Genomic DNA, 12622 nt, shown 5'->3' on the forward strand with positions numbered 1-12622 from the left:
TGGGAAATTAGAAAGAGGACGCTATGTCTAAATATGGATTTTTGGATATTTTAGAAGAGGAGATGGACAAGGTTTTTCCTTTTGATTTTGAGATCAATTGGGATAAGAAAAACCATGCGGTAGAAGTGGCTTTCCTCTTGGAAGCACAGAATACAGGAGGGGTTGCCTTGGTTGATGAAGCGGGTGAAGAGTCTGATGAGGATATTTTCTTTGAAGAAGCTGTGCTCTTTTACAATCCAGCCAAGTCGCATGTGGAGGAAGATGCCTATTTAACGACGATTCCTTATGAGCCTAAAAAAGGATTGTCTCGGGAGTTTCTAGCTTATTTTGCGACTTTCCTTCGAGATACAGCCGAGCTGGCCTTGGATGAGCTCATGGATTTCTTAGCAGACGAAGAAGCAGAGAGCTTTGAGATCGTCTGGAACCAAGAAGTTTTTGAAGAAGGCAAAGTTGGCCTAGAAGAAAGCACGTTTTATCCCTATCCGAGATATTAGAAAAGATTCTAAGTGGTTTTTTTGAATACTGGATTCAAGGAGAAGGGGAAAACTATGCTAGAAAAAGTCAAACAGTTTTTCAGGAGAAGGTCAGATAAATCTGAGCAATCAGTTTGCATTCTTCCCCGTAATCGCTTTGCGAATTTAGATTTCGAGAGAGTGTTGAAGTCTGGAACTCGTCGCCTTGTCGATGAGGAGGGACGTTATGCAGAAGATGGCACAGTCACAGAACTTGAATTTCCTGAAGACTTTGCGGAATTTGAATTTTTAGTTGGTTTTAAAACGGAAGAGGAAGATCAGTTCCAACAACTATTAGCTCGTTTAAATAGTATTGACAATGCCATTCAGTCCTATTTGGAAAGTGAGATGCAACAACCCATCCCTCAGTATGCCAAGGATCTCGGCTATACTCAGAAGAGATGGGAAAGGACATTTTACTTCCATCCTTGGATATTAAATGGTGAGGAAAATCCGCCTAATCTTCGATATGTTGCAGATTATATAAATGATGAGTTTACGGTTTATTTTGCTAAAAAAACATGGCAGATGGCAAGCATACTGGGATGCAGAGTGCCAAAAAGTAATCGAAGAAAGCTAGCTCGTATTTTCCTAGAGAGTAATTGTTATCATAGAAAAGAGTAAATATCATGGAATTATTGGATAGCAGAATGGATTTCCAAGGTTGCAAGATTGCCTTGATTTGTGGGGATAAGGTCTTGACTATCTTACGTGATGACAAGGACGATATCCCTTGTCCCAACATGTGGGAGTTGCCAGGTGGTGGTCGTGAAGGAAACGAAAGCCCTTTCGAGTGCGCAGCGCGTGAAGTTTATGAGGAATTGGGAATTCATTTAGATGAAGACTGTCTGCTTTGGAGCAAGATTTATCCTAGCGTAATCTTTAAAGACAAGCAATCGGTCTTTATGGTTGGTCAGCTAAGACAAGAACAATTTGACAATATTACCTTTGGGAATGAAGGACAGGCCTATAAACTGATGCCTATTGAGGAATTTTTGAAGTCTAAACAGGCAGTGCCTCAGCTACAGGGGAGATTGAGGGATTATTTGGAGGAAGGTTTATGATAACACTTGTTCGAGCGGGAGCAGAGGATTTAGAAACTATTATTGCAATTCAGAGAGCTAGCTTTAAGGCTGTTTATGAAAAATACCATGATGAATATGACCCTTATCTCGAGGACCGTGAACGAATCAAATGGAAACTGGCAGAGCGTCCCAATAGCTATTACTACTTTGTAAAAAAAGATGAAGAAAACATCGGATTTTTACGAGTTCAGACCAATGAAGAGTTAACGGAAGCTTGGTTAGGGACCGCAGCGATTTTGCCTCCGTATCAGGAAAAAGGGTATGGTTCTGAAGGATTGCGCTTGCTAGAAGAGGAATTTCCAACCATCACACAGTGGGATTTGTGTACGGTGTTACAGGATGCAGGCATGGTCGCGTTCTACGAGAAGAATGGCTACCATCAAACCCATATCGAGCCTGAAAAAGAAGGTATGGATATGGTCTACATGAAAAAATTGATTGACAAATAGAAAGGACGGTTCGGTTAAATTTCTAAACTGAACCCGCCCTAAACACTATGCCAAAAAGATAAACTTCTCTTAGACACAAACGTCTTCAGAGAGTTTCCTATTTTGGCTTTGTGTTTTACGGGCTTGGTATCTTAATGATGGAAACATGGCAAGAGTTAAAAGTTACAGTGAAGCGTGAGGGAGAGGAGTTGGTTTCCAACCTCTTGATTGAGTTAGGTGCCCAAGGGGTAGCAATTGAAGATAGCATGGACTATGTGGGCAATGTGGATCGTTTTGGTGAGATTTTCCCAGAGGTAGAGCAGCAAGAAGAAATCGTAGTGACAGCCTACTATCCTGATACGGTTGATGTGGCAGTGGTTGAGGCAGACTTGCAGGCTCGCCTAGCAGAATTGACAGATTTTATGGATCTAGGAGAGGTCAAGATGGGGACGACTGCCTTGGCTGAGGAAGACTGGGCAGATAACTGGAAGAAATACTATGAGCCAGCTCGTATCACTCATGATTTGACTATCGTGCCGTCTTGGACAGACTATGAGGCGACTGCTGGGGAAAAGATTATTAAGCTAGATCCTGGTATGGCCTTCGGGACAGGAACCCACCCAACTACCAAGATGAGCCTTTTCGCCTTGGAACAGGTTCTTCGTGGTGGAGAAACAGTGCTGGATGTGGGGACAGGTTCAGGTGTCCTTTCTATTGCTAGCTCACTTCTAGGTGCCAAGGAAATCTTCGCCTATGACTTGGATGATGTGGCAGTTCGCGTTGCTCAGGAGAATATTGAACTCAACCCTGGCATGGAAAATATCCATGTAGCCCCAGGTGATTTGCTTAAAGGCGTGGAGATTGGGGCAGATGTCATCGTGGCCAATATCTTGGCGGATATCCTCATTCATCTGACAGATGATGCTTATCGTTTGGTCAAGGACGAAGGTTACCTGATCATGAGTGGCATTATTAAGGACAAGTGGGACATGGTACGTGAGTCGGCTGAGTCAGCTGGATTTTTCCTTGAAACCCACATGATCCAAGGGGAATGGAATGCCTGCGTCTTCAAGAAGACCAAGGATGTCTCAGGTGTGATTGGAGGCTAGCATGCAGCAGTATTTTGTCAATGGTAGTGCAATCTCGCCTGTCACCATCGAGGACAAGGAAACCAGCAAGCATATGTTTCAGGTCATGCGCTTGAAAGAAGATGACCAGGTGACCCTAGTCTTTGATGATGGCATCAAGCGTTTGGCGCGCGTGGTCAATGTGGAGGCTCGTCAGTTGGAGCTAATCAAAGAATTAGCTGACAATGTGGAACTACCTATTCAAGTGACCATCGCTTCAGGCTTTCCCAAGGGGGATAAACTCGAGTTTATCACTCAAAAGGTGACGGAACTGGGTGCTAGCCAGATATGGGCCTTTCCTGCAGACTGGTCCGTTGCCAAGTGGGATGGCAAGAAATTGGGTAAAAAGGTTGAAAAACTAGAAAAAATCGCCCTTGGAGCAGCCGAACAAAGCAAGCGAAATTTGGTCCCGAGCATTGCTCTTTTTGAGAAAAAGGTTGATTTTCTTGCACAACTGGACCAGTTTGACCACATCGTGGTGGCCTATGAAGAGTCAGCCAAAGAAGGAGAATCAGCTGCGCTTATCCAAGCTGTTGCTGGGTTAGAAAAGGGAGCTAAAATGCTCTTTATCTTTGGTCCAGAAGGTGGTTTATCCCCTACGGAAATTGAAAGTTTTGAAGCCAAAGGAGCAATCCTAGCAGGACTTGGGCCTCGCATCCTACGAGCAGAAACAGCCCCACTCTACGCTCTTAGCGCAGTGAGTGTTGTCACAGAATTAATGAAAAACGCGTGAAGGTCAACTTCACGCGTTAATTTTTTTAGGATAGGAAAGAATTACTTGTGTTCTTTCTTACGAGATGGGAGAAGGAAGCCAACACCGGTCATCATCAATCCGACAAGGGCTAAGATAGAAGCACGCTCTCCTGTTTCAGGCAAGGTTTTTTCGCTGATAGAAGAGGCAACTACTGGCTTAGTAGTTTCTTGGGGTGCTTCTGCAGAGCGAGCTCCTTCTTGACTTGGAGCAGGAAGGGTAATGGTTTGTTGGCTATGAGACAGGGTGATGGTTTCCTCTTGTGCCGGTTTCTGATGGTTCGGTACAAAGACAAATGAAGGGTTTCCTGTTTCTGGTTTTGTCGGTTCTTCTGGTTTTGTTTCAGGTTCTACTTTTGGTTCCACATAAACAAAGCGGAATTCTCCAAATCCTTCTTGTTTAGATGGTTCAAGGTAGACAACATCTCCGTCTTTACCAACCATATCTTTAGCTTTGTCAGCAGTTAAGAAGCGGACATCTACCCCCTTGATGCTGTCTGTAAAGCGCCAGTTGCCGTCTGCACTTGGGTTGATGTTCTTTTCTTCCAAGATATAGTTGATGATAGCTTGGCGGTTTTCCAATCCAAGGAGTTGGTTCAAGCTAGCGTCGCGAACGCCTGGGAATGTTCCGTTTGCCCGGTAGTTGTTGGTCACAACGATAAATTCTTGATCCGCGGCTACTTCTTTGCCTTGATATTTCAAGTTGCGGACACGGCTAGCATCGGGGTTAACTGTTTTTCCTTCGCGGTCGTATTTATTTGGCTGGGTCACGTCAAACTCGTAGGTCACCCCGTCGATGACGTCAAAGTTGTAAGTCCAATAGTTAGGGTTGACAAGCTGTTGAGGCTCTTTGCTAGTTGGGTCAATCGTGTTGAATTGTCCAGCAGACATTTCCAACCATTCCTTGAGTTGCGCACCAGTCACCTTGAGGATGGCAGTGACGTTATCATAGAGATAAAGATCAGCGACGTTCTTGATGGCGATTGGGCCAGCTGGGATATCCGTATAGGCAGTAGCATCTCCACGGGTACCCGCCTTAAATGGCGCTGCAGCAGAAAGGATTGGAAGGTTGGCTTCAGGAGTTCCTGCCAACTCTTTCTTAGCGTACCAAGTTTGTGCATTGTTCACGATTTGGACAGATGGATCATCTTTCACAAGGGCAAAGTAGCTGGTGATTGGAGCAGAAGTGGTTCCGACTTGTTGGCGGACATATTTGACTGTACCTTCGTGGGATTCCTTCGCGATCGCTGTAATGCGCTCATCGGCTATTTTTGACTTGGTGTCAATCTTACGGATGGCAGCCTTACTTCCAACAACAGACCATTTACCATCGGTATAACGAAGATTGAGGTCGATTACTCCGAGGTGGTCGCCGTATTTTCCAGCCATGGTGACGGGTGTTCCATTGATTTTACCGTTTACACCGTCGACACCCGCATATTTTTCGTAGAAGCCAGTTCCGTTTCCACTTGGGAATTCTGCGTGTGAATGACCTGTTACAACGGCGTCAACACCTGGGAGGCTGGCAATTTGGTAGCCTTCGTTTTCTTCGCCTTTTTCATACTTGTCATCTCCGATACCAGAGTGAGAAAGGACGAGGACGACGTCAGCTCCGGCTTTGCGCATTTCTGGGATGATGGCTTGGATGGCTTCGACGGAGTCATTAACCTTGACCTTGCCTTCGAGGTTGGCCTTGTCCCAGCTGAGGATCTGTGGAGGGACGATCCCTGTTACCCCGATATTGACATCGACTGAACGACCGTTCTTATCGGTATAGGTCTTTTTGATGATCTTGTAGGGATCATAGACAAAAGCGCCAGTATTTGCATCTACAACGTTGGCATTGACGATTGGCATACCAGCAGTTGCGATGACCTTTTTGAGGTAGTCTAGTCCGTAGTTGAATTCGTGGTTTCCAAGGGTTCCTGCATCAAAGCCCAATTTTTGAAGAGCTGTATACATCGGGTGTTGTTCACCATCTTTGATAGGATTGACGATGGCCTTGTAGGTACCAAGAGGAGTTCCTTGGATAGTATCTCCGTTATCAACGAGGAGGACGTTTCTGTTTTCTTTTTTTGCATCTTCGATCAAGACAGCTGTTTTTGCCAGACCAACGTTTTGCGCTGGTTTGTCTTGGTAGTAGTCATAGTTGACCAAGTTGGTATGAAGGTCCGTTGTCGCAAGGATGCGGACGTCGACTTCTTGCCCCTCAACTGGAGCGGTCGCTTTTGCGTCACTGGCACTATTTTGAGGTGCTGCGGGAGTCGCTTCGGTTGCTTCAGAGCTAGTCGCAGGAGACGCAGAAGTTGTGGCCTCTGTGACAGCAGTTGCTGACGAATCAGTTGCGTTTGAGCTTGTCGCTTCATCTGCCTGGGCAGTCGTCGTTGCCAAGAAAGCAGCAGCAAGACTGAATAGAGTAGCCTGTTTACGGAATGATGACATGGTTGTCCTCCTAATTAAAATGATGTCTTTCTATTATATCTTATTTTGTTCAGAATGTATCCGTTTTCGTAACCTTTCTATATGATAAATTGATAAAAATTTTTCCAAAATAAAGGATCAGTTTTCAAAAAAATTACGAATGATAAAAGTGAGGGGGCGATACAGATGAACAAAAAAAGAAAAGGATGCCGTTTGATATTTTCTTTGATAGTTATTGGACTCATGATATGGATTGGGTCGAAAGTAAAGGAGCATTTGGAATTTCAGCAAGAAATGGTTCGAATCGTTCATAGTAAAGAAGTAGAAAAGATTATCATAGATAATTTAAAACAAAAAGATCCATTCGCATTTACAGAAAAAGGAAAAATCCAATCGTTTAGAATTGATGATGAAACGATTGAACATAATCCAATGGGAGGGATTATGTTTGATGTGACCATAAATGAAGATGAGGATATAATCGGTAGCCTAGGGTTGTGGAAAACCAGTTCGGACGGTCCGATTGAATCCGTGGGAATGGATGCATCTGACGGACTTCAAAAACTGATGAAAGAATAAGCTTGGTGTTTACCTTTAAATCAATCTTCAATTGAAGGATCCAACTTATTTGGTTGGATATCGGTTCTAAAACTAAAAGAATTAGAAATTAGTGTCACATTTTCGAAAATTTTTACGAATTATTAAAGTGAGAGTGATAAATTAGAAAACTAAATAGTATAAAGTGATACTACTATTAATGAATGGAGTATGAAGATGAAACCAAAAAGAAAAATTGGTCGTTATATATTTGGAGCGTTGCTATTAGGAGTCTTAGTATGGGGAGGTTTACTTGTAAAGAACCATCTTGATTTTCAAAATGAAATGGTACAGATTGTCCATAGTAAAGAAGTGGAAAAGTTAATAAAAGAAGAACTAAAGGAATCGGATCCAAACGCCTTAACACCAAAAGGTAAGATCCGCTCCTATGAAATTTATGATGAAACGATTGAACACAATCCAATGGGAGGGATCATGTTTCTTATCATTATCAATGGAGATAAGGAAATAACTGAAAATTTTGGATTAAGGAAATATAGCGAGGATGGACCAATTGAACAAGTGGGAGTGAGTAGATCTGTTGGATTTCAAAACCTATTAGAAAAGAAATGATAATCAAAATATATGAAAAGAAGATTCGATTCAAATATTTTTAATTTGTATATTTACAAAAAATTTTTAAAAAGTATCTTTTTTCAAAAATTTTTTACGAATTATTAAAGTGAGAGTAATAAAATTGAAAACTAAATAGTGTAAAGTGATACTACTAACACTTTATGGAGGATGAAGATGAAACAAAAAAGAAAAATTGGTCGTTATATATTTGGAGTGTTGCTATTAGGAGTCTTGGTATGGGGAGGTCTACTTGTAAAGAACCATCTTGATTTTCAAAATGAAATGGTTGAGATTGTGCATAGTAAAGAAGTAGAAAAGTTGATAGAAGAAGAATTAAAGGCAACAGATCCAGATGCCTTAACACCAAAAGGCAAGATTCGCTCCTATGCGATTGATAATAAGACGATTGAACACAATCCAATGGGGGGGATTATGTTTAAAGTGATTATAAATGGAAATAAAGAGATCACTGGAAGTATGGGGTTGAGGAAGCGTAGTGAAGACGGTCCAATTAGATCTGTAGGAATGTCCGAATCTAAAGCGCTTAGGAATCTAATAGGGGAGTAACAATGGTAATTAATGATGAAGAGAAGAATGATATTGCATGGCAGGAATATACGAAATACATTGTTGGGGATGGTGTAAAAATTGATATAAATAATCGGAAAAAAACAATAGGTTATGTTTCTGAAATTTTTGGTCGACCACCAGAAAAAGATATGGTCACCTCTCCTCAAGACTTGGAAGCACGGTTTCTAGGAGAAATATCTGGTTTAAATGGTTATATTGTGACAGATAAAGAAATCACTCAGGAAACCAGACCAGAAGATGTGAATGAAGTAACAATATTATTTGAGGGCTCAGAAGCTAAATTTGATCAAAATTTCATGGGAGCCCTGAGAGACTGGGGACTAACCGATGCTCCAACCGCCTTACAAATATCAATGGCTAAAAGACTCGGGATCAAAACTGGGAAAACTTCCCAGCTTGACGCAGCTTCGAAAGAAGTAAAAGCAGCAATGGATCGATATCCGAATGCGCGTTTCAAATTTTATGCTCATTCTTTAGGGGGCTTAAATATCCAATCATCCCTTGGCTCTTTGGCGGATAAATATTTAGATAGAATTGATGCGGCTTATATATATGAAGCGCCTAATTTTTATCCACAGTTAAGTGATGCAGAAAAGAAACAGATCGATAAGATTAAATATAAAATTTATAATTTTATAGATAAGCGAGACTTGATTACATGGGAACATGCTGAAGAAGGGAATGAAGGAGTTGTTGGAACACTTGTTCGAATTGACAGTAAGGATGCAGGTGGCCTTATTAAACAACATATGTGGGGAGGTTACGACTACAAGGCTGGCTACTTGAACCTCAAAGAAGAGAGTTTAGATGATTATCGATTAGCTCGAGTCAAGCAGGCAAAAGAGCAACTGCAAATAAAAAAACAAGCACTGGAATCTTGGAAAAAGAGAGGGCTTTCCGGACGTGATCTCATTTCCATGGACACAATTCAGGCCATAAGAATAGTGGAATCGTTGAAGGAGTTTGCTCTCATTGCCTCTGATTATATTTTAGCTGTCTGTGATTTTGGTATTGCGGATGTAAAAGGGGCTTGGGATACATTATTAGCCTCTTGCCGTACAACTGTATCGGGAAGCCGATGTACAGAGAGTGATATCGTCAATGCACTTGCTCAAGTTGGTGCAACAAAAGAAACGATTGAGATCAATCGGATCACAGAATTAGAGAAAATTAAAAAAGATACTCTAAAAATAAAGGATAGTATTTTTGGTCTATCAACAGACATAGCGAAAGGGATTGCAACTGTTGCAGCTACAGATATTGCTCTAGCAAGCCAACTTCAATTGCAATGGTAAAGAATGGAAAACAAAGAGCTGGAATGGATTAATGCAATTAGAAAAGTAGAGGAAAAATGGAATAGTACTGAAGAAGCATTAAAGATGGAAATGAAAAAACTAGAAAAAAAGATGAATCATATCCATGACCAGTACTGTTTTACAAAACAGAACATAGAAATGATGGAAGAGGAGGTTGGCTACTTTTCGAAGGCGATGGATAGTACGGAATGTTTATCGGATTATTATCGAGAATTATTAGATGTTTATGAAGATTTGAATTCGGGCTATCATCGAGAATTAGCGCATTTTGAGGAAATGCATCAAATGAAACAAAAGGAGCTACAGGTAGTTTCTGAAAAATGTTCGAATGAGATTGCAATATTGCGAAAGGAAATGTATGTCGAAAATTGATCCTTTAAATGATCTTACTTACGAAGATAAACGGTACTTGGCGGCTCTCATTAGTGTTAAATTTATGGGGAAAATTGCTTTAACAAAGGCCACTGTTGACCAAAAAAACATAAAAAATAGAATTTCATCTAGTTTAACAGAACTTGAAAGTTCTTTAGATCAGGTTATTGGAAGTATTGATTTAGATTTAGCTGGAAAATTTTCAAACTCTGTTAAAGAAGGCGTTGGAAGAAAGAAAGTAGAGTTACGTTCTTTGCAAGAATTTTGTAAGACAAAGTAGTATCCGTATATTAAAGTAGCTTCATTGGTTCCCATCTGCTTCTAAAAGTGTTAAAATAGTATCCAAGAAATTGGAGAAAATACATGCCGAAAGAAGAGAATTTAACAGGGGACCAAGTTGTTGCCCTTACAAAAAAATATTTATCCCCTGAAGATGTTGCTTTTGTGCAGAAGGCTTTGGTCTATGCGGTTGATTGCCATAGTGGGCAATTCCGTCAGTCCGGTGAACCTTACATCATTCATCCCATTCAAGTAGCAGGAATCCTTGCTAAGCTAAAACTGGACGCTGTGACGGTAGCCTGTGGCTTTTTGCATGATGTTGTGGAGGATACGGATGCAACCTTAGATGATTTAGAGCGCGAATTTGGTCATGACGTGCGTGTGATCGTCGATGGGGTGACCAAGCTCGGGAAGGTCAAGTACAAGTCCCACGAAGAGCAATTGGCGGAAAATCATCGCAAGATGCTCATGGCCATGTCTCAAGATATCCGTGTAATTTTGGTCAAACTAGCCGACCGCTTGCATAATATGCGCACCCTCAAGCATTTGCGCAAAGATAAGCAAGAACGCATTTCGCGTGAGACCATGGAGATCTATGCACCACTGGCCCACCGTCTCGGGATTTCCAGCGTTAAGTGGGAACTTGAGGATTTGTCCTTCCGTTATTTGAATGAGACAGAATTCTACAAGATTTCTCATATGATGAAGGAAAAACGTCGTGAGCGAGAAGAGTTGGTCGAAGAGGTTGTCCACAAGATTGAGACTTATGCTGGTGAACGCCATTTGCATGGAAAAATTTATGGCCGGCCAAAGCATATCTACTCCATCTATCGCAAGATGCAGGATAAGAAGAAGCGCTTTGATGAAATATATGATTTGATTGCCATCCGCTGTATCCTGGATACCCCAAGCGATGTCTATGCCATGCTAGGCTACATCCATGAGCTCTGGAAGCCAATGCCAGGGCGTTTTAAGGACTATATTGCCAACCGGAAGGCCAATGGCTATCAGTCTATCCATACGACGGTCTATGGCCCTAAAGGACCGATTGAGTTCCAGATTCGTACCAAGGAGATGCACGAGGTTGCCGAATACGGGGTTGCGGCTCACTGGGCTTACAAAAAAGGGATCAAAGGTCAAGTCAACAGCAAGGAATCTGCCATTGGGATGAACTGGATCAAGGAGATGATGGAGCTCCAGGACCAGTCAGGTGATGCCAAAGAATTTGTTGAAAATGTAAAAGAAGATATCCTGGCAGAAGAAATTTACGTCTTCACACCGGATGGAACCGTTCGTTCCCTTCCGAAAGATTCCGGGCCGATCGATTTTGCCTATGAAATCCACACCAAGGTTGGGGAAAAAGCGATTGGTGCCAAGGTCAACGGCCGGATGGTGCCCCTCAATACCAAACTTCGGACGGGAGACCAGGTGGAGATTATCACCAATGCCAACTCCTTTGGTCCGAGCCGTGACTGGCTGACCCTTGTCAAAACCAGCAAGGCGCGCAACAAGATTCGTCAATTCTTTAAAAATCAAGATAAGGAATTGTCGATTAACCGGGGTCGTGACCTCTTGATGGCCCAATTCCATGAGCATGACTTGGTAGCCAATAAGTTCATGGACAAAAAGCACATGGACAAAGTGCTACAAAAATCAAGTTACAAGACAGAAGAAGCCTTGTTTGCTGCGATTGGTTTTGGAGAGATTGGGGCTATTACCATCTTTAACCGCTTGACGGAGGATGAACGTCGAGAAGAAGAGCGGGCTAAGGCACGCGCAGAAGCAGAAGAGCTGGTCAAAGGTGGCGAGGTCAAGGTTGAAAATAAAAAAGACACCCTCAAGGTCCGTCACGAAGGTGGCGTGGTCATCCAAGGTGCTTCTGGGCTCTTGATTCGGATTGCAAAGTGCTGTAACCCAGTTCCAGGTGATGAAATCGTCGGCTACATCACCAAAGGGCGCGGTGTTGCGATTCATCGTCGAGACTGTATGAACCTACGTGCCCAAGACAACTACGAGCAACGCTTGATTGATGTGGAGTGGGAAGATAACAACACGACCAAGGACTATATCGCTCACATCGATATCTACGGGCTCAACCGTGCAGGCCTTCTGAACGACGTGCTCCAAGTCCTTTCCAATACAGCTAAAATGATCTCAACTGTTAATGCCCAACCAACCAAAGACATGAAATTTGCCAATATACACATTTCCTTTGGGATTCCAAACTTGTCTATGTTGACAACAGTTGTGGATAAGATTAAGAGTGTGCCGGAGGTATACTCTGTTAAGCGTACCAACGGCTAGTCTTCTGCGAAAATCGACTTCATACTGCGTTAGTTTCGACTGGTCTAACTATAGTTATGCCTGCGTCTCACTGCCTTGTCTGGAGCCGATTTTCTTTGAAGCAAGTAGAACATGGTCAGAACTCTTTTATTAGTTGGTTAGCTCGCCTCGCGGTAATTAAGTATTGTCTTCGTCTCGCTGCCTTGTCTGATGTCGATTTTCTTTGAAGAATAGGACATGCTCAGAACTCTTTTATTGCTTGGTTAACTCGTCGTCTGAGGTTGA

General features: G+C 42.4%; 13 protein-coding genes and 1 pseudogene. 13 read left to right on the forward strand and 1 reads right to left on the reverse strand.

Going from position 1 to position 12622, the window contains the following annotated elements; all coding sequences use genetic code 11:
- Positions 1–23: 23 nt before the first annotated feature.
- The 6 genes and pseudogenes from AB5Y61_RS02405 (at position 24) to AB5Y61_RS02430 (ending at position 3885) form a co-directional block, all read left to right on the forward strand.
- Positions 24–494, forward strand: a complete 471-nt coding sequence (locus AB5Y61_RS02405; protein WP_251457086.1) for a DUF3013 family protein — start codon at positions 24–26, stop codon at positions 492–494.
- Positions 495–548: 54 nt separating this feature from the next.
- Positions 549–1092, forward strand: a pseudogene (locus AB5Y61_RS02410) (hypothetical protein).
- A gap of 49 nt (positions 1093–1141) precedes the next feature.
- Positions 1142–1576, forward strand: coding sequence for an NUDIX hydrolase (locus AB5Y61_RS02415; RefSeq protein ID WP_031574864.1), 435 nt, complete (start codon positions 1142–1144; stop codon positions 1574–1576).
- Positions 1573–2046 (forward strand): GNAT family N-acetyltransferase, encoded by a 474-nt coding sequence (locus AB5Y61_RS02420; RefSeq protein ID WP_368402994.1) that lies wholly within the window; start codon positions 1573–1575, stop codon positions 2044–2046. The genes AB5Y61_RS02415 and AB5Y61_RS02420 overlap by 4 nt, the downstream gene beginning before the upstream one ends.
- A 137-nt stretch (positions 2047–2183) precedes the next feature.
- Positions 2184–3134: a 50S ribosomal protein L11 methyltransferase gene (gene prmA / locus AB5Y61_RS02425; protein ID WP_368403064.1), complete on the forward strand. Its 951-nt coding sequence runs from the start codon at positions 2184–2186 to the stop codon at positions 3132–3134.
- 1 nt (position 3135) lies between these two features.
- Positions 3136–3885, forward strand: coding sequence for a 16S rRNA (uracil(1498)-N(3))-methyltransferase (locus tag AB5Y61_RS02430; protein WP_368402996.1), 750 nt, complete (start codon positions 3136–3138; stop codon positions 3883–3885).
- Between the two features lie 41 nt (positions 3886–3926).
- On the opposite strand, the gene AB5Y61_RS02435 is transcribed toward AB5Y61_RS02430, so the two are convergent.
- Positions 3927–6344 carry a bifunctional 2',3'-cyclic-nucleotide 2'-phosphodiesterase/3'-nucleotidase gene (locus AB5Y61_RS02435; RefSeq protein WP_368402997.1) on the reverse strand — a complete coding sequence of 806 codons (2418 nt, stop codon included), beginning with the start codon at positions 6342–6344 and terminating at the stop codon, positions 3927–3929.
- A gap of 165 nt (positions 6345–6509) precedes the next feature.
- Between AB5Y61_RS02435 and AB5Y61_RS02440 the strand changes: the two genes are divergently transcribed.
- The 7 genes from AB5Y61_RS02440 (at position 6510) to AB5Y61_RS02470 (ending at position 12358) form a co-directional block, all read left to right on the forward strand.
- Positions 6510–6902: a DUF1310 family protein gene (locus AB5Y61_RS02440; RefSeq protein WP_368402999.1), complete on the forward strand. Its 393-nt coding sequence runs from the start codon at positions 6510–6512 to the stop codon at positions 6900–6902.
- A gap of 195 nt (positions 6903–7097) precedes the next feature.
- Positions 7098–7493 carry a DUF1310 family protein gene (locus tag AB5Y61_RS02445; RefSeq protein ID WP_368403002.1) on the forward strand — a complete coding sequence of 132 codons (396 nt, stop codon included), beginning with the start codon at positions 7098–7100 and terminating at the stop codon, positions 7491–7493.
- A 177-nt stretch (positions 7494–7670) separates the two neighbouring features.
- Positions 7671–8063, forward strand: a complete 393-nt coding sequence (locus tag AB5Y61_RS02450; RefSeq protein ID WP_368403003.1) for a DUF1310 family protein — start codon at positions 7671–7673, stop codon at positions 8061–8063.
- Positions 8064–8065: 2 nt separating this feature from the next.
- Positions 8066–9382 carry a hypothetical protein gene (locus tag AB5Y61_RS02455; RefSeq protein ID WP_368403004.1) on the forward strand — a complete coding sequence of 439 codons (1317 nt, stop codon included), beginning with the start codon at positions 8066–8068 and terminating at the stop codon, positions 9380–9382.
- Between the two features lie 3 nt (positions 9383–9385).
- On the forward strand, positions 9386–9775 hold the full coding sequence (locus AB5Y61_RS02460; protein ID WP_368403006.1) for a hypothetical protein: 390 nt from the start codon (positions 9386–9388) through the stop codon (positions 9773–9775).
- A complete protein-coding gene (locus tag AB5Y61_RS02465; RefSeq protein WP_368403007.1) occupies positions 9762–10055 on the forward strand; it encodes a hypothetical protein in 294 nt (97 codons plus the stop codon). Before AB5Y61_RS02460 ends, AB5Y61_RS02465 begins: the two co-directional genes overlap by 14 nt.
- Before the next feature lie 83 nt (positions 10056–10138).
- Positions 10139–12358: a RelA/SpoT family protein gene (locus tag AB5Y61_RS02470; protein WP_013904522.1), complete on the forward strand. Its 2220-nt coding sequence runs from the start codon at positions 10139–10141 to the stop codon at positions 12356–12358.
- Positions 12359–12622: the final 264 nt, after the last annotated feature.

The organism is Streptococcus parasanguinis (assembly GCF_040908565.1).
GTDB lineage: Bacteria > Bacillota > Bacilli > Lactobacillales > Streptococcaceae > Streptococcus > Streptococcus parasanguinis_AC.